15 protein-coding genes are annotated in these 21,126 nt (G+C 73.5%); 6 read left to right on the forward strand and 9 right to left on the reverse strand.

From position 1 onward, the window contains the following. Window positions 1–101: 101 nt before the first annotated feature. Both purH and purN read right to left on the reverse strand, forming a co-directional pair. A complete protein-coding gene (purH, locus tag IE264_RS30710) occupies window positions 102–1,655 on the reverse strand; it encodes a bifunctional phosphoribosylaminoimidazolecarboxamide formyltransferase/IMP cyclohydrolase (protein WP_032756313.1) in 1,554 nt (517 codons plus the stop codon). After that, a complete protein-coding gene (gene purN / locus IE264_RS30715) occupies window positions 1,642–2,298 on the reverse strand; it encodes a phosphoribosylglycinamide formyltransferase (protein ID WP_015610834.1) in 657 nt (218 codons plus the stop codon). The genes purH and purN overlap by 14 nt, the downstream gene beginning before the upstream one ends. A 251-nt stretch (window positions 2,299–2,549) precedes the next feature. Here purN and IE264_RS30720 point away from each other — a divergent pair, with 251 nt between their 5' ends. Beyond that, window positions 2,550–3,479 carry a hypothetical protein gene (locus tag IE264_RS30720; RefSeq protein ID WP_032756316.1) on the forward strand — a complete coding sequence of 310 codons (930 nt, stop codon included), beginning with the start codon at window positions 2,550–2,552 and terminating at the stop codon, window positions 3,477–3,479. On the opposite strand, the gene IE264_RS30725 is transcribed toward IE264_RS30720, so the two are convergent. After that, complete coding sequence (locus IE264_RS30725; RefSeq protein ID WP_051821788.1) at window positions 3,469–5,202, reverse strand: cell division protein PerM; 1,734 nt, start codon at window positions 5,200–5,202, stop codon at window positions 3,469–3,471. The genes IE264_RS30720 and IE264_RS30725 overlap by 11 nt on opposite strands. A 126-nt stretch (window positions 5,203–5,328) precedes the next feature. Between IE264_RS30725 and IE264_RS30730 the strand changes: the two genes are divergently transcribed. Further along, window positions 5,329–6,657: a helix-turn-helix domain-containing protein gene (locus IE264_RS30730; protein ID WP_032756320.1), complete on the forward strand. Its 1,329-nt coding sequence runs from the start codon at window positions 5,329–5,331 to the stop codon at window positions 6,655–6,657. 127 nt (window positions 6,658–6,784) lie between these two features. Here the strand turns inward: IE264_RS30730 and sucD are convergent, their stop codons facing one another. The 5 genes from sucD to IE264_RS30755 form a co-directional block, all read right to left on the reverse strand. Further along, on the reverse strand, window positions 6,785–7,669 hold the full coding sequence (gene sucD, locus IE264_RS30735) for a succinate--CoA ligase subunit alpha (RefSeq protein WP_015610830.1): 885 nt from the start codon (window positions 7,667–7,669) through the stop codon (window positions 6,785–6,787). 21 nt (window positions 7,670–7,690) lie between these two features. Next, window positions 7,691–8,872, reverse strand: a complete 1,182-nt coding sequence (gene sucC / locus IE264_RS30740; RefSeq protein WP_007450903.1) for an ADP-forming succinate--CoA ligase subunit beta — start codon at window positions 8,870–8,872, stop codon at window positions 7,691–7,693. Window positions 8,873–9,131: 259 nt separating this feature from the next. Then, the gene (locus tag IE264_RS30745; RefSeq protein WP_032756323.1) at window positions 9,132–10,403 is read right to left on the reverse strand and encodes a VWA domain-containing protein; all 1,272 of its coding nucleotides are present in this window, start codon (window positions 10,401–10,403) and stop codon (window positions 9,132–9,134) included. Further along, a complete protein-coding gene (locus IE264_RS30750; RefSeq protein ID WP_229887852.1) occupies window positions 10,400–12,934 on the reverse strand; it encodes a DUF5682 family protein in 2,535 nt (844 codons plus the stop codon). The genes IE264_RS30745 and IE264_RS30750 overlap by 4 nt, the downstream gene beginning before the upstream one ends. Beyond that, complete coding sequence (locus IE264_RS30755) at window positions 12,931–14,055, reverse strand: ATP-binding protein (protein WP_032756327.1); 1,125 nt, start codon at window positions 14,053–14,055, stop codon at window positions 12,931–12,933. Before IE264_RS30755 ends, IE264_RS30750 begins: the two co-directional genes overlap by 4 nt. A gap of 172 nt (window positions 14,056–14,227) precedes the next feature. On the opposite strand from IE264_RS30755, the gene IE264_RS30760 reads away from it, so the two are divergent. Continuing rightward, the gene (locus IE264_RS30760) at window positions 14,228–15,649 is read left to right on the forward strand and encodes an SWIM zinc finger family protein (protein WP_106973095.1); all 1,422 of its coding nucleotides are present in this window, start codon (window positions 14,228–14,230) and stop codon (window positions 15,647–15,649) included. 87 nt (window positions 15,650–15,736) lie between these two features. Continuing rightward, window positions 15,737–17,377, forward strand: coding sequence for a DUF5691 domain-containing protein (locus tag IE264_RS30765; RefSeq protein ID WP_032756333.1), 1,641 nt, complete (start codon window positions 15,737–15,739; stop codon window positions 17,375–17,377). A gap of 167 nt (window positions 17,378–17,544) precedes the next feature. Here IE264_RS30765 and icmB read toward each other — a convergent pair whose 3' ends face one another. Beyond that, on the reverse strand, window positions 17,545–17,958 hold the full coding sequence (icmB, locus tag IE264_RS30770) for a coenzyme B12-dependent isobutyryl CoA mutase small subunit (RefSeq protein ID WP_031127384.1): 414 nt from the start codon (window positions 17,956–17,958) through the stop codon (window positions 17,545–17,547). Between the two features lie 285 nt (window positions 17,959–18,243). On the opposite strand from icmB, the gene IE264_RS30775 reads away from it, so the two are divergent. Both IE264_RS30775 and IE264_RS30780 read left to right on the forward strand, forming a co-directional pair. Continuing rightward, window positions 18,244–19,101: a lipase family alpha/beta hydrolase gene (locus IE264_RS30775; protein ID WP_032756336.1), complete on the forward strand. Its 858-nt coding sequence runs from the start codon at window positions 18,244–18,246 to the stop codon at window positions 19,099–19,101. Window positions 19,102–19,305: 204 nt separating this feature from the next. Beyond that, entirely contained in the window at window positions 19,306–21,117 is a 1,812-nt protein-coding gene (locus IE264_RS30780) for a M23 family metallopeptidase (RefSeq protein ID WP_032756339.1), read from the forward strand. Window positions 21,118–21,126 lie beyond the last annotated feature (9 nt).

The following is a 21,126-nucleotide window of genomic DNA, read 5'->3' on the forward strand; positions in this document are numbered from 1 at the left end:
GGCCGTTCATTAGAACAGAGCGGCGAGGAGATTCCGTACGACGGACACGGCCGTGGCCGCACCCCTTCACCGGGTGCGGCCACGGGTCGTACGGGTGCCGGTCAGTGGAAGAAGTGGCGCGTCCCGGTGAAGTACATGGTGACGCCCGCCTTCTTCGCGGCCTCGATGACCAGCTCGTCGCGGACCGAGCCGCCGGGCTGGGCGACCGCCTTGATGCCGGCGGCGGTGAGGATCTCCAGGCCGTCGGGGAACGGGAAGAAGGCGTCGGACGCGGCGTACGAACCGGCCGCACGCTCCTCGCCCGCCCGCTCGACGGCGAGCTTCGCGGAGTCGACCCGGTTGACCTGGCCCATGCCGACGCCGACCGATGCGCCGTCCTTGGCGAGCAGGATCGCGTTGGACTTGACCGCGCGGGACGCCTTCCAGGCGAAGGCCAGCTCCTTCAGCTCCGCCTCGGAGAGCGCGTCGCCGGTGGCGAGCGTCCAGTTGGCCGGGTCGTCGCCCTCGGCCTGGAGGCGGTCGGTGACCTGGAGCAGCGCCCCGCCGTCGATGGCCTTGACCTCGACCGTGGTGGCCGGGGCGCCGGGGGCGCGCAGCACGCGGATGTTCTTCTTGCGGGCGAGCACCTCGACCGCGCCGTCCTCGTAGGCCGGGGCGACGATGACCTCGGTGAAGATCTCCGCGACCTGCTCGGCCAGCTCGACCGTCACCGGGCGGTTGACGGCGATGACCCCGCCGAACGCCGAGAGCGGGTCGCAGGCGTGGGCCTTGCGGTGCGCCTCGGCGACATCGTCGGCGATCGCGATGCCGCACGGGTTGGCGTGCTTGATGATCGCGACGCACGGCTCGGCGTGGTCGTACGCGGCCCGGCGCGCGGCGTCGGTGTCCGTGTAGTTGTTGTACGACATCTCCTTGCCGTGCAGCTGCTCCGCCTCGGCCAGACCGCCGGTGCCCGAGGTGTAGAGGGCGGCGGGCTGGTGCGGGTTCTCGCCGTAGCGCAGGACGTTCTTACGGGTGAGGGCGTCGCCCACGAACTCCGGGAGGCCCGAGTCGTCGGCGGGCGCGTAGCCGTCCACGAACCAGGAGGCCACGGCCACGTCGTAGGCGGCGGTGTGCTGGAACGCCTCGGCGGCCAGCCGCTTGCGGGCGGTGAGGTCGAAGCCGCCCGCCTTCACTGCCGCGAGGACGTCCCCGTACCGCTCTGGGCTGGTCACCACGGCGACCGAGGGGTGGTTCTTGGCGGCGGCGCGGACCATGGAGGGGCCGCCGATGTCGATCTGCTCGACGCACTCGTCGTCGGAGGCGCCGGATGCGACGGTCTCCTTGAACGGGTAGAGGTTCACGACCACCAGGTCGAAGGGCTCGACCCCGAGCTCGGCGAGCTGCTCGCGGTGGGCGTCCAGGCGGAGGTCGGCGAGGATGCCGGCGTGGACGCGGGGGTGCAGCGTCTTGACGCGGCCGTCCAGGCACTCGGGGAAGCCGGTGAGCTCCTCGACCTTGGTGACCGGTACTCCGGCGGCGGCGATCCTCCCGGCGGTGGAGCCGGTGGAGACGAGCTCGACGCCCGCCTCGTGCAGACCGCGGGCGAGGTCTTCGAGCCCCGTCTTGTCGTAGACACTGACCAGGGCGCGGCGGATGGGCTTATTCACCGACATGACCGAGATGAACCTTTCGTCCCTCAATGCGATGACCGTCACGGGCGATCCGCCCCACGGCCTCGACGAGCAGTGTGCGCTCGACTTCCTTGATGCGTTCATGAAGGGCGGCTTCGCCCTCCGGGGTGTCCTCCTCGGTCACCTCGACCACGCCCTGCGCGATGATCGGACCGGTGTCGACACCGTCGTCGACGAAGTGGACGGTGCAGCCCGTGACCTTGACGCCGTACGCGAGTGCGTCACGCACTCCGTGGGCGCCGGGGAAGCTGGGCAGCAGGGCGGGATGGGTGTTGACGGTCCGGCCACCGAAGGCGGCGAGGAACGCGGGGCCCACGATCTTCATGAAACCGGCGGAGACGACGAGGTCGGGGCGGTGCTCGGCCACGGCCGCGGTGAGCGCCGCGTCCCACTCCGCACGCGTCGCGTGGTCCTTGAGCCTGCACACGAACGTGGGGATCGAGGCCCGCTCGGCGCGCTCCGCCCCGCCGGTGCCTTCGCGATCCGCGCCGACGGCGACGATCTGCGCCCCGTAGGCCGCCGGGTCGTCGCCGATGGCGTCGAGCAGGGCCTGGAGGTTCGTACCGGATCCGGAGACCAGCACGACCAGCCGGGCGGGAGGGGCGGAGGGGGGCGGGGAGGCCACGTCTGGGCCCTTTCTCGCGTGGTGACACAGGTGCGGGGAAGCTCTTTGTAGGGTCGTACGAAAGAATCGCTTCGCCCGATACGGGGAACCCTACGAACGGGCCGACCGTCAGCAACGATACCGGCACACCCGGCGGCCCCCACGGGACGGGGGCGGGACCGGGAGGTAGCGTCAGGGGACAGCGAACCGTCCACCGGGCGGACGAACCGTCCTTCGGACGGACATGACGAGATGGGGAAGACGTTCACCACATGCCGGACCGACGCCGTCGCACCGCCTTCCGCCTCCCGTTGCCCGCGCGGGCCGCTCTGCTGACGCGGGAACGCCAGTCCTCTTCGCCGGACTCCTCCTCGGGTTCCTCGCCCGCCACCGGCCCCTCCGGTTCCTCCGGTTCTTCGGGTGCCACCGGTTCCCCCTCGTCGCCGGAGGCTCCCGCGAAGCCGGCCGACGACAATCCGTTCGCCCCGCCGCCGGCCGACCGGCCCGACCAGCCGTGGCAGCCGCGCCACCCCTCGGGCTCGTCCGCCTCCGGTTCCGGATCCGGTGGGGACGGGGACGGGGACGAGGGTTCCGGTGGCCGCCCGTCCTGGGGCAGCCAGTGGAGCAACAAGCAGCCCGGCCGGGGTGGCGGCGGCTTCGGCGGCCGCTCCGGCCAGAACGGCCCGGGCGGCAAGGGCGGACCCGACGGCGGCCCCGGCGGGATGCGCTGGGACCCGACCGACCCCGTCCAGCGGCGCGCCCGTTATGCGCTGCTCGGCGGAATCTGGTCCGTCTTCTTCGCGCTCTTCGACTTCACGGAGATCGCCCTGCTGCTGGGCGCGCTCTCCGTGTACTGGGCCGTCAGCTCGCTGCGCGCCCAGCCCAAGAGCCCGGCCGCGACGGACCGTACGACCGTCGGCGCCGTCACCGGCGCCGAAGCTCCGCCCCCGGGTGACGGGGGCGGACCGCCCGTGGCCACCACGCCCCAGTCCACCGACCGCCGCCCCCAGACCACGGCGGCGATCAGCGGTCTGGTGACCGCCCTGCTGGCCCTGATCATCGTGATCACGACGTACACGGTGCAGCTCGTCTACCGCGACTACTACACCTGCGTGAACGACGCCCTGACCAAGACCGGCGCGGTGGCCTGCAACGACCAGCTGCCGAAGCCGCTGGAACCGCTCTTCGGCGTCAAGGAGTAGGACCCCCGTCCTCCCGGCCCTTCCGGTCGGCGGCCTCAGCGGGCGGTTCCTCGGCGCGCGGGGCGGCCGGGACACGGGCGGGGAAGTCGGCCATCAGTCCGCCCGAGCTCTGCTTGAGGGAGGCCCACCGGGCCTCCCTCACCTCTTTCTCGTGCCAGGGGTCGGTCGGCAGGAAGTCGTACGGCTCGAAGCCCGCGTCGTCCGTGGCCGCACCGCCCGCCGGGGCCGCCTCCTCGGCCGAAGCCGCCGGGGCCGGGCCCGCCTGAGCGGCGCCCTCACCGGGCCCGCCCTTGCGCCACGGCGCCCACCAGCGACGCGGCGGCCGATCGGTGGTCTCTTCCTCCGCCTCTTCCTCTGCCGCGTTCGCCGTCTTCTCGGGCGCGGGGACGTGCTTCCGTCCGGCGGGCTCCGCCGCCTTCTCCCCGGCCTCCTCCGCCGGCAGGTCCCTGCGCCAGGCCCAGCCCGGTTCGCGCAGCCGCCACACGCGCAGGAGCAGGGCCGCCGGTACGCCGACGGCCGCCGTCCACACCAGAGCCGCCGGCCCCGTCAGCCACCACACGGGCCCGAACGCGCTGAGCGCCCCCGACCCCAGCGGGCCGCCCGCCACCGCCGTGAGCAGCGCCGTACCGGCTCCACACCCCAGTGCGGCGAGCCCCGTCACCAGCACCGTCTCGCGCGGGCTCCAGGCCTGCGCGCGCGGGGCGTCGGCGGGGGCCGCCCTGCGTACGGTGCACCAGGCGACCGCCAGCGCGGCCACGACCGGCACCGCGAGGGCCGCCCAGTTCAGCGGGGCGGCCGGGCCCTCGGCCGGTACCGCCGCCAGCAGCGGGAAGTCCGGCACGGCCGGGGTCCCGGTGAGGCCGAGCGGGGTGGCCGTGGCCCCCGTACCGAGCGCGAAACCGGGGCCGAGCCCGTACGCGGCACCCCACAGCGCGGCGTTCGGCACCAGCGCCGCACCGAGCAGGAGCACCGCGAACCGCCCCGACCAGTCACCGGAGAGCATCAGGAAGGACTCCTGCGCCGCCGCCGCGTTCCGCCCCAGGGCCACCGCCACCAGGAGCGCGCCCCCGCCGGACAGCACCGCCGCCCCCACCGCCGCCGCCCGGCACGCGGCCTCGGCCCGGTTGCGGAAGAGGGTCCGCGCGAGGGCCTCCTGGAGCACCAGGGGCGACCAGGACGGCAGCGGCCCGAGCGGCCGGCCGGCCGCCGTCCACACCCCGGCCGCCGCCGCACCGGCCACCACCAGCGCCACCGGAAACGCCAGCGTGTCCGGGACCACGCGCAGCGACCCGTCCCGGGCGTAGGCGGCCGCCCCCGCCGCGACCAGCAGGTATCCCGCGGTCACCGCACAGAAGGCGCCGGCCTGCGAGGGCCTCGGCCGCCCCTCCTCCGGCTCCGCCGCATCACGCGCCGCCCGGTGGACCAGCCAGACGGGACCCGCCACCAGGAGCAGCGGAACCACGCCGACCGGGGCCGGCACGCCGCTGAGGGTGTCGGGCCGCACGAGTTCGGCGCCGTGCGCGAGCAGCCAGACCGCGGCCGCCGTGCGCAGCGCACCGCCGGGTCCGCTGTCGGGGTACGGGGAGCTGATCCAGAGCACGGTCACCAGCACGGCCAGCGAGCCGAGACCCAGACCGGCGGCGACTCCACCCCGCAGGAAGGCGGAGGCCAGGGCGAGGGTCCTGGCCCGCTCGGCCGGCAACATCGGGCTGCGTTCGGTCATTTGGGTCACGCCGCCCATGCTCCCAACGACACGCGCTTATTTCGCGTAACGCGCGAACAGCCGCTGTGTCGCTCAATATACGTTTATGTACTTTTTCTCCCAGCGCAGCGCTGCCGGGGGTCACCCATGACCCGGAGCACCACCGATGAGGCCGCTGCGCCGCCGCTGCCCTCCCCCAAGGAGCGCCGCAGACTGCGCGAGGCGAAGTCGCTGAGCGAGGAGCAGGTCGCGGAGGCCGTGGGCGTCACGCGCGCCACCGTGCGCTCCTGGGAGACGGGGCGCACGAGCCCGCGCGGACGCAAGCGCGCGCTGTACGCCAAGCTCATCGCGCCCGATCCGGAGCCGGTCCCCGCCACCAGGCCCAAGGCCGTACGGCGGAAGGAGCGCCCGGAGCGGCCGGCACCGGCGGCGGAACCAGTGTCAGTGGCACCAGCACCAGCACCGGCACCGGCACCGGCACCGACGGCAGTGGCACCGGCGGCGGTGGCGCCCACGTCCGCGCGCGAGCCCGTGCCGACGGGTTCGCCCACGCCCGAGCCCGCACCGACGCGCTCGCCCGTGCCCGCGAGCGCGTCGGCGCCCCCCGTACCGGCAAGCGCTCCCCCGCCCCCCGAGGCGGAACCCGCTGTCCCCCGGCTCTCCCCCGACGAGGCGTTCGACGCGCTGTACGCCCACTCCGCCCCCGGCCTCGTACGGCAGACGTATCTGCTGACCGGCCGTCGCAGTCTGGCCCGGGAGTCCGTCGAGCGGGCGTTCCAACTGGCCTGGCACCGCTGGCCCGAGGTGGCCGTGGACCGTGACCCGGTCGGCTGGGTGCGCGCGGCGGCGTACGAGTACGCGATGTCCCCCTGGCACCGGCTGCGCCGCGTCCACCGGCATCCCGACGCCCCGCCCTCCGAACCGGCCCGGCGGGCCCTGTTCGAGGCGCTGCTCGATCTGCCCCCGGCCTACCGGCGCACCCTGCTCCTCTACGACGGGGTCGGCCTGGACCTGCCGGAGACCGCGGCCGAGACGGAGGCGTCCACTCCGGCGGCGGCGGGACGGCTGGAGGTGGCCCGGGCCGCCGTCGCCGAGCGGCTGCCCGAGCTGGCGGCCGCCGCCTCGCCCGCCGAGCAGTCGGAGCTGCTGCAGGACCGGCTCGGCGGCCTCGCCCGCGCCGAGCACGTTCCGGCCCCGTCACCCGCCCGCACCGTGCGCACCGGCAGCGAGGACAAGGCGAGGCTCTGGACCCGGGCCGCCATCGCCTTCGTCGCCCTGCTCATCGGCGCGACCGCCCTCACCCTGCACACGGCGCCCACCCACTACGAGCAGCCGGTCTCGCCCCCCGAACGGGTGGGGGGCGTACCGCCGCGCGGTGGGCCGCAGAAGCTGACCCCGCAGGACCTGAAGCTCCAGAAGGTCCTGAAGGAGCAGTTGGCGCACGGCCCGGAACGGCTGGTGCCACGCATCCCCTGAGCCCGGTCGGCCCGGTCGGCCCGCTGGTCAGCTCGCCGGTCGGCCGGGAACAGGAAACGGCGCGGGCCCGCACCCCCTGTTCAGGGGTGCGGGCCCGCGCCGTTCAAGCGTGCTCGGGCTGACCGAGTCAGGCGCCGAGGATCTCGCGCGCCAGCTTGGCGGTCTCGGTCGGCGTCTTGCCGACCTTCACGCCGGCGGCCTCGAGGGCCTCCTTCTTCGCCTGGGCGGTGCCGGAGGAGCCGGAGACGATGGCGCCCGCGTGGCCCATGGTCTTGCCCTCGGGGGCGGTGAAGCCCGCGACGTAACCGACGACCGGCTTCGTGACGTTCTTCGCGATGAAGTCGGCGGCACGCTCCTCGGCGTCGCCGCCGATCTCGCCGATCATCACGATGAGGTCGGTGTCGGGGTCCGCCTCGAACGCCGCGAGGGCGTCGATGTGCGTCGTACCGATGACCGGGTCGCCACCGATGCCGACGGCGGAGGAGAAGCCGATGTCACGGAGCTCGTACATCATCTGGTAGGTCAGCGTGCCGGACTTGGACACGAGACCGATGCGGCCGGGCTTGGTGATGTCGCCCGGGATGATGCCGGCGTTGGACTGGCCGGGGGTGATGAGACCCGGGCAGTTCGGGCCGATGATCCGGGTCTTGTTGCCCTTCGCGCCGGCGTACGCCCAGAAGGCGGCCGAGTCGTGAACGGCGATGCCCTCGGTGATCACGACGGCGAGCGGGATCTCGGCGTCGATCGCCTCGACGACGGCGGCCTTCGAGAAGGCCGGCGGCACGAAGAGGACGGACACGTTCGCGCCGGTCTTCTCGATCGCCTCGGCGACGGAGCCGAAGACCGGTACCTCGGTGCCGTCGAAGTCGACGGACGTGCCGGCCTTGCGCGGGTTCACGCCGCCGACGATGTTGGTGCCGTCGGCGAGCATGAGCTTGGTGTGCTTCATGCCCGTCGCGCCGGTCATCCCCTGGACGATGACCTTGCTGTCCTTGGTGAGGAAGATAGCCATGGTGGTCTGAGTCCCTCTTCCTTACTTCGCAGCCGCGGCGAGCTCGGCGGCCTTGTCGGCCGCGCCGTCCATGGTGTCCACGCGCTGCACGAGCGGGTGGTTGGCGTCGGAGAGGATCTTGCGACCCAGCTCCGCGTTGTTGCCGTCGAGACGCACGACCAGCGGCTTCTCGACCTTCTCGCCCTTGGACTCCAGGAGCGCCAGCGCCTGCACGATGCCGTTGGCGACCTCGTCACAGGCGGTGATGCCACCGAAGACGTTGACGAAGACGGACTTGACGTCCGGGTCGCCGAGGATGATCTCCAGGCCGTTCGCCATGACCTCTGCGGAGGCGCCGCCACCGATGTCGAGGAAGTTGGCGGGCTTCACGTTGCCGTGGTTCTCACCGGCGTACGCGACGACGTCCAGGGTCGACATGACCAGACCGGCACCGTTACCGATGATGCCGACCTCGCCGTCGAGCTTGACGTAGTTGAGGTTCTTGGCCTTGGCGGCAGCCTCGAGCGGGTTGGCTGCGGCCTTGTCCTCAAGAGCCTCGTGGCCCGGCTGGCGGAAGTCGGCGTTCTCGTCGAGCGAGACCTTGCCGTCCAGGGCCAGGATCCGGCCGTCCTTGGTCTTGACCAGCGGGTTGACCTCGACGAGGAGGGCGTCCTCGGCGACGAAGGTGTCCCACAGGGTCACCAGGGCCTCGGCGACACCCTCGGCCACGTCGGCCGGGAACTTCGCCTGGGCCACGATCTCGCGGGCCTTGACGATGTCGACGCCGTCCACGGCGTTGACCGGGACCTTCGCGAGGGCCTCGGGGGTCTTCTCCGCGACCTCCTCGATGTCCATGCCGCCCTGCACCGAGGCCATGGCCAGGAAGGTGCGGTTGGTGCGGTCGAGGAGGTACGAGACGTAGTACTCCGCCTCGATCTCCGGGGACAGCTCGGCGATCATCACCTTGTGGACCGTGTGGCCCTTGATGTCCATGCCGAGAATGTCGGTCGCCCGGGCGACCGCCTCGTCGGGGTCGGCCGCCAGCTTGACGCCGCCGGCCTTGCCGCGGCCGCCGACCTTCACCTGTGCCTTGACGACAGACTTGCCGCCCAGCTTCTCGGTCGCCTCGCGGGCTGCCTCAGGCGTGTCGATGACTTCACCGGCCAGCACCGGTACACCGTGCTTGGCGAAGAGGTCCCTCGCCTGGTACTCGAACAGGTCCACGCGCGTCCGTCCCTTTTAAGTGGTATCGCGGTTCGTTCTTCTGCGTGGGCGTGCCGCGATGGGCAACGTGACTGCGCTGTCACAAGGGAGGCGTACACGGTGTCCGAGTACGCGGCATGTCCATCCGGCAGGTTATCCCCGCACTCCGTGTGACCCTAAATCGCAGATCACACCTGAGCGGTGATAACGGTCACAGAGGGTGCCGGACGGGGGCCTGTGCGGCCCGTGCCGCGGCGCGTCCGCGACCGGGTCTCCGGTGTCAGGGCTGGGCCTCCTTGTCCGGTATGGGCAGGGGCCGCTTCTCGATCGCGGCGGCCATGATGTCCGGGAAGAGGTCCGGCGTACAGGCGAACGCGGGTGCGCCCAGCGCGCCGAGCGCCGCCGCGTGCTCGTGGTCGTACGCGGGTGCCCCCTCGTCGGAGAGGGCGAGCAGGGTCACGAACTGCACACCGGACGCCTTCATCGCCGCGACCCGCTTGAGCATCTCGTCGCGGATGCCGCCCTCGTAGAGATCGCTGATGAGGACGACGACCGTGTCCGCAGGACGGGTGATCTTCGACTGGCAGTAGGCGAGCGCCCGGTTGATGTCGGTGCCGCCGCCGAGCTGGGTGCCGAAGAGGACGTCGACCGGGTCGTCGAGCTGGTCGGTGAGGTCGACGACCGCCGTGTCGAAGACGACGAGACGGGTCGCGAGGGTGCGCATGGAGGCGAGCACCGCGCCGAAGACCGAGGCGTAGACGACGGAGGCGGCCATCGAGCCCGACTGGTCGATGCAGAGGATGACGTCCTTCTTCACCGACTGCGACGCGCGGCCGTAGCCGATGAGGCGCTCCGGCACGACCGTGCCCGTGGCCTCCTCGCCGTCCGCTCCGGGGATGGTCAGGTAGTTCTTCAGGTTGGCCCGGATGGTGCGGTCCCAGTCGATGTCCCGGTGGCGCGGCCGGCTGATCCGCGCCGAACGGTCCAGGGCCCCGGTGAGCGTGCCCCGGGTGCGGCTCTCCAGACGCTTCTCCAGGTCGTCGACGACCTTGCGGACGACGGCCCGCGCGGTCTCCTTCGTCGTCTCGGGCATGGCCTTGTTGAGGGAGAGCAGGGTGCCGACGAGATGGACGTCCGCCTCCACGGCCTCCAGCATCTCCGGTTCCAGGAGCAGCGCCGACAGGCCGAGCCGGTCGATCGCGTCGCGCTGCATGACCTGGACGACGGAGCTGGGGAAGTACGTACGGATGTCGCCGAGCCAGCGGGCGACCGAGGGGGCCGACGCGCCGAGGCCGGCCGAACGTCCACCGCCGCCCCTGCCGCCGGGCTTCTTCCCGCCGCCCCCGTAGAGCGCGTCGAGCGCGCCGTCCATCGCGGCGTCCTGGCCGGTGAGGGTGCATCCGGTGCTCTCCGCGCTGTCCGCGCCGAGCACCATGCGCCAGCGCCGCATCCGTTCGCCGTCGGTGGGGCGCGCCCTCGTTGTCTCCGTGTCCACCGTCTCCCCCGTCTCGTCGTCGTCCTGGGTGGCGTGCTGTGGGACGTGTGCGGTCATGCGGTCGCCTCCGCCGGCTCGGGCGTCCGGCCCAGGAGCAGGTGCAGCACCGGCTCCACGGCGTCGGCCCGGCCCGGGTCGAGGCCGGGTCCGAAGCCGGGGTACGTGTGGTCCGTGCCGTCGTTTCCGGCGCCCTCCGGGGCGGGGCCGCGCCGGACCAGCTCGCCCAGGGTGCGGCGTACGCCCGGCTCGTAGGCGGAGAACGTACGGCGCAGGAGCGGCAGCACGTCGGTGAACGTGTCGGCGGGGACGCCGGTCAGCCAGGTGTCGACCAGGGAGAGCAGCCGGTCGTCGTGGACCAGCAGCATGCCGCCGCCGGACGCCCCGCCGACGAACCCCTCGATCCAGGCCGCGGCGTCGGTGGGCGGGGTGCCGGGCGAGAGGGCCAGGCCCATGAGCCGGGCGGCCTCGTCCTCGGTGAGCCGCCCCTCGTCGAGCAGCAGCCGGGTGGCCCGGCCCCGGATGATCCCGGCGACCGTGTCCCGGCCGGCCAGCTTGCGCAGGACGGCTCCCCAGCGGTCCCGCAGCCCCTCGGCGGTCGCGGCACCGGCGACGACCAGCCCGATCGCGCTGTGCACGCCGTCCACCTGGCGGCGGAGCGCCTCCGCCCCGTCCGTGTCGAGGCCGGTGCAGGCCGGAGGCAGCCCGACGCAGATCCGCTCGGCGAGTCCGGCGGCGACCTCGGCCAGCGCGGCCGTGTCCGTCGAGCGCACGTCCCCGTAGCGCAGGGAGCGGGCGAGGGCGGGGAGGGCGTCGGCGAGGTGGCCGACGTCCGCGTCGAGTGCGGCGCGGTCCGCGAGCGCCTTCATCACGACGGGCAGCGCGTCGGGCAGCCCGGCCAGGAGGCAGTGCTCGGCGAGTGCGGTGACCTCGGAGAGCGCGGTCGCCGCGAGGGCGCCGGACTCGGCCTTCGCCGTGGCGGCGGTCTCCACCGTGGTGCCCCACACCCCGGCCTCGGCGACCCGGACGTGCAGCTCGGGCTCCCAGCGCAGCCGCCAGCTCTCCCGGAAGGTGCCGGTGCTGCGGCTCTGGCTCTCGGCCGGTTCGCCCCAGCCGATGGAGAGGAGGCGCAGCCGGTGCAGGAGCCGGCTCTTCGCGGCGTCGGTCTCCTTGCGCAGGTCGAGGTCGAGCTCCCGCTCCAGCGCTTCCGGTTTGAGCCGGAGGGTGCGCTGGCTGCGGGTCAGGTCGCGCTGGAGCGGGACGGCGGGGGCGCTGTCGGGCACCTCGCCGAGGGTCTCGCCGACGACGAGCCGGTCCTGGATGAGGGCGAGCGGTACGTCGGAGCCCTCGCACATCACCGCGCGCACCGCGTCGGTGGTCTCGCTCAGTCCCGCCAGCGGGCGGCCCCGCATCGCCGCGAGCGTCTCGGCGAGCCGGACGGCCTCGATGACATGGGCGGTGGAGACGAACCGGTCCTCCTCGCGCAGCAGCCCGGCGACCTTGGTCATCCACCGCTCGATCGGCCGGTCGGCGGCACCGAAGAGGTGCCCGTACCAGCCGGGTGAGTCGATCCCGGCGCCGTAACCGCTGTGCCGGGCGAGCCTGCGGTGGGTCCATGGCACCCAGGTCATCTCGGTCTTGACCTTCGGGAGCCCCTTGAGGAGGGCGCGGTCGGCGGCGAGGGTGGTCCGCGCGGCGAGCGCCGGGACGTGCCAGGCGCCGCAGACGACGGCGACGCCGTCCCCGAACTCCTTGCGCGCGGTGCGCAGCTGGATGCGCATGTACGCCTCGCGCACCGCGTCCCGGGGCTGTCCACCGTCCCCGTACGCCTCGCGCAGGGCGGTCATGGCCTCCGCGAGCGCGGTGAACGGCGCGAGCGCGTCGGCAGCCGCCCCGGTGGTGGCGGACCCGTCCGGTGAGCGGTGCTCGACGACGTCCTCCCACCAGCGCTCGGGGTCGTCGTATCCGGCGGTCTCGGCGAGCACCCGGATCGGGTCGACGACGGGTGTGACCTCGTCCCTGTCCCTGTCCCTGTCCCCGTCCCCGTCCTCAGCGGAAACGGGGGCGGGTCCGGACTCTTCGGCGGGAGCCTCCCTGTGAGGTTCCTTGAGTGCCAGGGAGTGGGTGGCGGGGAGGTCGATGAAGCGCACGGGGATGTCGTGGGCGAGGGCCCAGCGGATCGCCACCCACTCCGGCGAGAACTCGGCCAGCGGCCAGAAGGCGGCCCGTCCCGGATCGTCCACGGCATGGGCGAGCAGGGCGACGGGCGGGCGCATCTGCGGGTCGGCGGCGAGCGGCAGCAGCGCGTCGCCCTCCGGCGGCCCCTCGATGAGTACGGCGGCCGGCCGGGCGGCGTCGAGCGCGGCCAGCACCGCCCGGGCGGAACCGGGGCCGTGGTGCCGCACCCCCAGCAGCAGCGGCCCGGCGAAGGCCACGGTGGTGGCGGGGCCGGTGGTGGACGAGCCGACATCGGCAGGGGCGGTGGCGGCGGGACCGGCAGTCGCGGGGCCCGTGGTCGCGGGACCGGCAGACGCGGGACCCGTGGTTGCCTGCCCAACAGTGGAGGGGCCGGCAGTGGCCTGGGCGCTCATACCGAGGCCTCGCGGCAGGCGCGGTAGAAGTCCTTCCAGCCGTCCCGCTCGCGGACCACGGTCTCCAGATACTCCTGCCAGACCACGCGGTCCGCGGCCGGGTCCCGGACGACCGCGCCGAGGATGCCGGCCGCGACATCGGCCGGGCGCAGGATGCCGTCGCCGAAGTGGGCGGCGAGAGCGAGGCCGTTGGTGACGACGGAGATCGCTTCGGCCGTGGAGAGCGTGCCCGAGGGCGACTTGAGCTTGGTGCGCCCGTCGGCGGTGACGCCGTCGCGCAGTTCCCGGAAGACCGTCACCACGCGCCGGATCTCGGAGAGTCCCTCCGGTGCGGCGGGCAGGTCCAGCGAGCGGCCGATCTGGTCGACGCGCCGGGAGACGATGTCGACCTCGGCGTCGGGGGTCGCGGGCAGCGGCAGGACGACGGTGTTGAACCGGCGGCGCAGCGCGCTGGAGAGCTCGTTGACACCCCGGTCGCGGTCGTTGGCCGTGGCGATGACGTTGAAGCCCCGGACGGCCTGGACCTCCTGCCCCAGCTCGGGAATGGGGAGGGTCTTCTCCGACAGGATCGTGATGAGCGAGTCCTGCACATCGGCGGGGATGCGGGTCAGCTCCTCGACCCGGGCGGTCATCCCCTCCGACATGGCCCGCATCAGCGGACTGGGCACCAGCGCCTCGCGACTGGGGCCCTGGGCGAGGAGCCTGGCGTAGTTCCACCCGTAGCGGACGGCTTCCTCCGGGGTGCCCGCGGTGCCCTGGACGAGCAGGGTCGAGTCGCCGCTGACGGCGGCGGCGAGGTGTTCGGACACCCACGTCTTGGCGGTCCCGGGGACGCCGAGCAGAAGCAGCGCGCGGTCGGTGGCCAGGGTGGTCACGGCCACTTCGATCAGGCGGCGCGGGCCCACGTACTTCGGTGTGATCACCGTTCCGTCGGGCAGTGTCCCGCCCTGCAGATAGGTGGCGACGGCCCAGGGCGAGAGGCGCCAACGGGCGGGCCTGGGGCGGTCGTCGGCGGCGGCCAGCGCCTTCAGCTCGTCGGCGAACGCGTCCTCGGCGTGCGGGCGCAGGGCCTCGGGGCCGGTCGCCCCGTCGACGGCGGCGGTGGTTTCGGGCACGGTCATGGATCCCCCTCCAGATCGTCGACAGATCGTCGACCTGATGTGGTTCCCACCGTGCACCATGCCACTGACAACGGGCCCCGAGCGCAGGTCCGCACGGGCCCCGCACCGGCCCCGCACGCGCCTTGTGCGCAGGTCACGGCGATTGTCAGTGGTGCCGCCTACCGTCGTTCCCATGCTGCTATCTCACGGGGGAGAACCCTTGCCCGCCACGGAATCGGTGGCGCGCTGGACGGTGGAGCAGGTGCTGTCCCTGGCTCCTGACGACGCATCACGCAAGGCGGGGAACAAGCTGGCATCGGCCGGACTCTGGTCGGGCACCGGCTTCGACGGATCGGGGGCGGTGTGGGGGCTGTGCAAGGGGAGCGGGAGCAAGCCGTATCAGACGGTGGTCGACACCACGGGCCCCGCGTACCGGTGCAGTTGCCCGAGTCGCAAGTTCCCCTGCAAGCACGCGTTGGGGCTGCTGCTGCTCCGGGCCTCCGGCGATGGAGAGATCCAGCAGGGTGAGCCTGCCGACTGGGCCGCACAGTGGCTCGAAGCGCGCCGCGGACGGGTGGAGGCCAAGCAGGCGAAGCAGGAGGCCGTCGCGAGCGGGGAGTCCGCGCCGGGCCCTGCCGACAGCGGCGCCGCCAGGAAGCGGGCGGAGCGCCGTGCGGAGCGCGTCACCTCGGGCGCGCAGGAGCTGGAGCAGCGCCTGACCGACCTGCTGCGGGGCGGGCTCGCCACCGCGGACCGGGCGGGCTACACGCTCTGGGAGGAGACCGCCGCCCGCATGGTCGACGCCCAGGCGCCCGGACTGGCTTCCCGCGTGCGTGAGTTGGGGGCCATTCCCGGCTCCGGACCGGGCTGGCCGGTGCGGCTGCTGGAGGAGTGCGGCCTGCTCCATCTGCTGGACACGGCCTGGCTGGGCCGGGAGGCTCTGCCGGACCAGCTGGCCGCGACGGTGCGTACGCGGGTGGGGCTGCCCATGTCCGCCGAAGGCCCGCCGGTCCGCGATCACTGGCTGGTCCTCGCGCAGTACGACACCCCGGACGGCCGGCTCGTCACCCGGCGGATCTGGCTGTACGGACGGGAGTCGGGCCGCACGGCCCTGCTGCTCTCCTTCGGCCCGATGGGCCGCGCCCCGGAGCTCGCGCTGCCCGTGGGCGTCACGATCGACGCCGAGCTCACGCCGTACCCGGGCGGTGGCCTCCGGGCCGACCTGGGCCGGCAGTTCGCCACGCCCGGCCCGGTGCCGGGCACACCGCCGCCGGGGGGCTCCACCGCGACCGCGCTCGCCGTCCACGCGGATGCCCTGCGGGGCGATCCGTGGCTGGACGCCTGGCCGGTCACCCTTCGCGACGTCATACCCGTGCCGTCCGGGGGCGGCTGGCAACTGGCCGACGCGGAGAGCGAGTCCGCGCTGCCCCTCACCCCGGCGGCGCTGTCCCGCCCGGGGCTGTGGAAGCTCGTCGCGCTCTCCGGCGGCGGCCCGGTCACCGTCTTCGGCGAGCTGGGCCACCGCGGCTTCGACCCGTTCGCCGCGTGGGACACGGGGGCCGGGCGCGGGGGCGGGTCCGGGGGTGCCACGAACGGGACCGTACGGCTGATCTGACCCGCGCCGGCCGACCACCCTGGTCACCCCACCGCCCTCACCGCCCTCACCGCCCTCACCGCCCTCACCGACACTGAAGGGGACCCGATGCCTCGCACCACCACCGGCCCGACCGCCGACCGCTCCCTCGTCTCCCTCCCCTGGGAGGAGCTGGTCACCTCGGCGCTGCTGGGCACCGACCGCCGCCCGCCGGTGGCGCCCGGGGGCCGGGTACCGGCCGACGGCCCGGCCGCCCTGCTGGACGCCGTCGCCCTGCACACCGTGCGGCGGCGGGCCGGGCTGCTGCCCGCCGTGCCGGGGGCCAGGCCCGAGCCCACGCCCCACGACCCGCGCCCGCAGCTCCCCGAGGCCGCCCGGCACCGGCTCGCCCAGCTGCTCGCCGACCGGGCCGCGCCGACCGCCTCCGGGCGGCGCGGGGCGGCCCCCGACCTCACCGAGCTCATCCCGCAGTGGCTGGCCACCGCCAACCGGCTGGGGTTCCGGGCCCCGGCCGCCCTGGTGCCGCCCCTGCTGGACGCCGCGCGGGCCCGCACCGACCTGCGCCCGCAGGCGCTCGCTTTCGCCGGGCCGCTCGGTCTGTGGCTGGCCGCGCTGAACCCCGAGTGGAAGTTCGCCCTGCGCGGTTCGGCGGGCGGCTCGCTCGTCCCCGACACCAGCGACCCGGAAGCGGTGCGCCGGCTGTGGGAGGAGGGGCTGTTCGCGGAGCGGATCGCGCTGCTCGACGCCGTACGGGCGCGGGAGCCCGGTGCCGCGCTCGCCCTGCTCACCACGGTCTGGTCCACCGAACGGGCCGAGGACCGGCTGATGTTCCTGGACTCCCTGCGGACCGGGCTCGGCGCAGGTGACGAGGAGTTCCTGGAGCAGGCGCTCGCCGACCGCAGCCGCAACGTCCGCGCCACGGCCGCCGAGCTGCTCTCCGCCCTGCCCTCGTCGGCCTTCGCCGGGCGGATGGCGGCCCGTGCCACGTCCTGCGTCAATCCCGACCGTACGGGGGCCGGCGCCGGGGCCGGCGCCTCCATCGCCGTGGAGGCGCCGCACGAGTGCGACGCCGGAATGCAGCGCGACGGAGTGGCGGCCGTCCCGCCGACGGGCCGGGGCGAGCGGTCGTGGTGGCTGGTGCAGTTGGTGGAGGCCACGCCGCTCGGGGTCTGGCAGGAGCAGTTCGGCGGGCGCCCGGCGGAAGAGATCGTGGCGCTGCCGGTCGCCGACGACTGGGCGGGCGAGCTGCACGCCGCCTGGTGCCGGGCCGCGGTGCGCCAGCGCCACCCGGAGTGGGCGCGGGCCCTGCTCGGTGCGGCGTCGGCGCCCCCGGCCGGCTCCCCCGGGCCCGCGTCGATCGCCGAGCGGTCGAAGCTCCTGGCGGTCCTGTCCGAGGCCGAACGCGCCAGCTGGGTGGCCGCGTTCATCGCCGCGCACGGGCTGTCCGAGGCGTTCCAGCTGCTCGGGGTCTGCACGGTGCCGTGGGCGGGTCCGCTCGGGCGGGCCGTGGTCGACGCGCTCGACATAGCGCGGGACGGCGGGAGTTACCCCTGGAGCTTCAGCGGGGTGATGGGGCTGGCCGAGCGCTGCCTGGACCCGGCCGAGGCCGACCGGCTGGAGGTTCTCACGGCCACTCCGGACGAGCAGGAGGACGCGTCGCCGGGGGCGGGTGGCTACTGGTCGGAGGCGTTCCAGCGCCTGGTCTCCACACTGCGCCTGCGCGCCGCGATGGAGGCGGAGCTGACCTGACACCCGCCCCCGACCGCGCGGGCCCGGCCTCGGACGGCTCACCCGGCCGCACGGACCCCGGCCCGGGCCGCTCACCCGACCGCGGTCCGCGGTCCGCGCGCCTGTGGCCCACGGCCCACGCGTCATCGGCCCACACGTCATCGGCCCACGCGCCCGTGGCCCGCGCGTCAGGTCTGCGCGGGCTGACGGACGTTCGCGTTCACCCAGGTGACGATCTCGGTCGTCGTCGCACCCGGGGTGAAGAGCTCCGCCACGCCCAGCTTCTTCAGCGGGGCGATGTCGTCCTCCGGGATGATCCCGCCGCCGAACACCTTGATGTCCTCCGCCTCCCGCTCCTTCAGCAGCTCGATCACCTTCGCGAACAGCGTGTTGTGCGCCCCGGAGAGGATCGAGAGGCCGATCGCGTCGGCGTCCTCCTGGATCGCCGTGTCGACGATCTGCTCGGGTGTCTGGTGGAGCCCCGTATAGATGACTTCCATACCGGCGTCCCGCAGCGCCCGCGCGATCACCTTGGCCCCGCGGTCATGGCCGTCGAGTCCCGGCTTGGCCACCACCACACGGATCGGACCGGTCACACCCATCACTGCCTCCACATGGTCTCCCGCGCCTGAAGGGCCGGGGATGTGAACGAACGTTATCCACAGCATCCCGCAAGCCGCCGTTTCGCGGCAGGCCGGGAGGGGGAAATCACACGTGGGACATGTTCGCCAGGCGCCGTCCCCCGAGCCACACGGCATTCCGGCCGCGCGGGGACCGGCGCAGGGGGAGCCGTTACGAGGTCGCCGTACCACCGCGCCGCCAGCCGCACGGCACGGTGGTACGGCCCCCTCGGCCGCCTCCCCCGTGCGCCAGTGCAGGAGGTCGGCGTGAAGGCCCTCCCCTTTCTCTCCCTACTGCCACGCCTGCCGGGCCCCCGGTTCCCGGCCGCCCTGCTCGGCGCCACCGTGCTGGAGCTCGTCGTCCTCACCGGCCACCTGGTCGCCTACCCCTTCGGCCTCACCCAGGAGCGCCGCACCCCGGGCCCGCCGCCCGGCACACCACCAGGGACCCGCCCCAGCCCCCTGCCCGGCTCCCCCGCCGCCGAACGCCCCGTCGTCCTCCTCCACGGGTTCATCGACAACCGTTCCGTCTTCGTCCTGCTGCGCCGCGCCCTGGCCCGGCACGGCCGTCGCCACCTGGCATCCCTCAACTACTCGCCGCTCACCCGCGACCTGCGCACCGCCGCCGAGCTGCTCGGCCGGCACGTGGAGGAGATTTGTGCCCGCACCGGGCAGCGCGAGGTAGACATCGTCGGGCACAGCCTCGGCGGCCTGATCGCCCGCTACTACGTACAACGGCTGGGCGGCGACCGGCGGGTGCGCACCCTCGTCACGCTCGGCACCCCGCACGGCGGCACCGCCGTCGCCCCCGGAGCCGGTATTCACCCCATCGTGCGCCAGATGCGCGGCGGCTCCGCGCTGATCGAGGAACTGCGCCTCCCCGCCCCGGGCTGCCGGACCCGGTTCGTCAGCTTCTGGAGCGAGCTCGACCAGGTGATGGTCCCGGTCGGGACGGCCTGCGTCGACCACCCCGACCTCGACGCCGTGAACGTACGCGTCACCGGAATCGGGCATCTCGCGCTGCCGGTGCACCCGGCGGTCGCCGCCGCGGTCCGTGAGGCTCTGGAGACACAGGAGACGCGGGAGGGCACAGTGCCCTCAACCGGAACGACCTCTGTCGCTTAAAATAGAACGCTTCTCGAACATAGGGCCAAGCCTCTGCCTGCCGTCCACCGAAAGACGGCCGATTGCCCGTTTCCTGAGGGCGCAAAACCTGCCGAAGATTGTCGTCCTCACATACTGCCGGGTACAGTCGCGGCCACTGCTTCCCCCTGGGACTCCCTGACCGGGACCCAGAACAGTCCTGCTGCCGAGGCGAGAGAGAAGTTGGTGAACGACCAGCACCCCCACGCCGGGCCCGTCGGGTACGACACCCGATCGACCGGCAGCTTCGACACCGATCCGCTCTTCGGTTCGCTCCCCGGCGGTTCCGACGCCACGGATTACGCGGCTCCCGGTTACCAGAGCTCCTACGGTGACCAGAGCGGCCAGTACGACTCCTCCGCCTGGGACACGGGCGCGCAGCAGACCGTCACGTACGACGCGTACGCCGCCCAGACCCAGCCCCCCGCCGCCCAGCAGCAGCAGCAGCAGTGGGACGACACCGGTGCGACGCCGACCTGGCAGCCGCCCTCCGACCAGGACCCGGCAGCCCAGTGGGCCACCACCGACACGGGCGCGTTCCCCACCGCCGGATTCACCGCGGCCGCGTACGGCACAGCCCCGTACGGCACCGAAACGTACGAGACAGGCACGTACGACACGGGGACCTACGACACCGGCTCCTACGGGACGGTCACGTACGGGACGGACGCCTACGACACCGGCGCGTACCCCACCGGCACCTACGGCACGGGCACCGCGTACGTGACCGACGGCTCGTACGGGACGGACGCCTACGGGACCGGTACGCACGAGACCGGCGCACACGACACGGGCACGTACGACAGCGCCGCCTACGACACCGGCGCGTACGGGACGATCGGCGCCGACGGGACCGGCACGTACAACGCCACGGCCTTCACCACCGGGGTCCATGACACCGGCGCGTACGACACGGGGACGTACAACACCGCGACGTACGACACCGGCGCCTACGACGCGACCGCCTGGAACTCCGGCGCCACGCCCGGGGACGCCGCGTACGAACCCGAACAGACATCGCATCAGCTGTACGAACAGCAGGCACCCGAAACCGCCGGACCCGAAGCGGCCGAGCAGTCCCCCGCGGACCCGGCGGAAGGCGCGGACCACCCGGACCACGAGCCGGCGGCCGCAGCCTCCACCACCGCCGAGTTCGCCGTCCTCGAACCGGACGCCGCTCCCGCGCCGGACGACAGTGACGCGCCCGCCCCGCTCTCCCTGGACCGCACCGTGGTCCGGACCCCCGCCCCGCGCAGCCGGGCCCGCCGCCGCAGCCCCGCCAAGCGGTCCGCCCTCCTGACCGTCGCGGTCCCCTCCGCCTGTGTGATGAGCGTGGCCGGCATCGCCGCCGCCTCCGTCAGCGGCATCAGCGACGAGGACAAGCCGGAGAAGACCACCTCCCTGGCCGTCGCCGACCCGAGCACGGTCAAGCCGGTCGCCGCGAACAACAAGCTCGACAGCCAGCTTGAGCAGCTCTCCGAGGGGAGCGACGACTTCCGCGAGCGCGCGAGCCGCACCCAGGAGCGCATCGACCTCAAGCAGCGGCAGGTCGAGGAGAAGAAGAAGCGCGAGGAGGAGGCCGCACGCCGCGAGGCGCTGCGCCCCAAGTTCGTCCTGCCGGTCAAGCAGCACGGGCTCAGCGCCTACTACGGCCAGGCGGGCGTCAACTGGATGTCCGTGCACACGGGCATCGACTTCCCCGTCGGGTACGGCGCTCCGGTGATGGCCGCGACCGACGGCACCGTACGCACCCAGTACAACAGCGCCTACGGCAACATGGCGATCGTGACCATGGCCGACGGCACGGAGACCTGGTACTGCCACCTCAGCAGCACCAAGATCCGCTCCGGCCCGGTGAAGGCCGGTGACGTCATCGCGTACGCGGGAAGCTCCGGCAACTCCACCGGCCCGCACCTGCACTTCGAGGTCCGGCCCGGCGGCGGTGCGTCGGTGGACCCGCTGGCGTGGCTGCGCAGCCACGGTGTCGACCCGACCTGACCTGGCCTG

The sequence above is a fragment of the Streptomyces microflavus genome (assembly GCF_014650075.1).
In the GTDB taxonomy this organism is placed as follows: Bacteria; Actinomycetota; Actinomycetes; order Streptomycetales; family Streptomycetaceae; genus Streptomyces; species Streptomyces microflavus.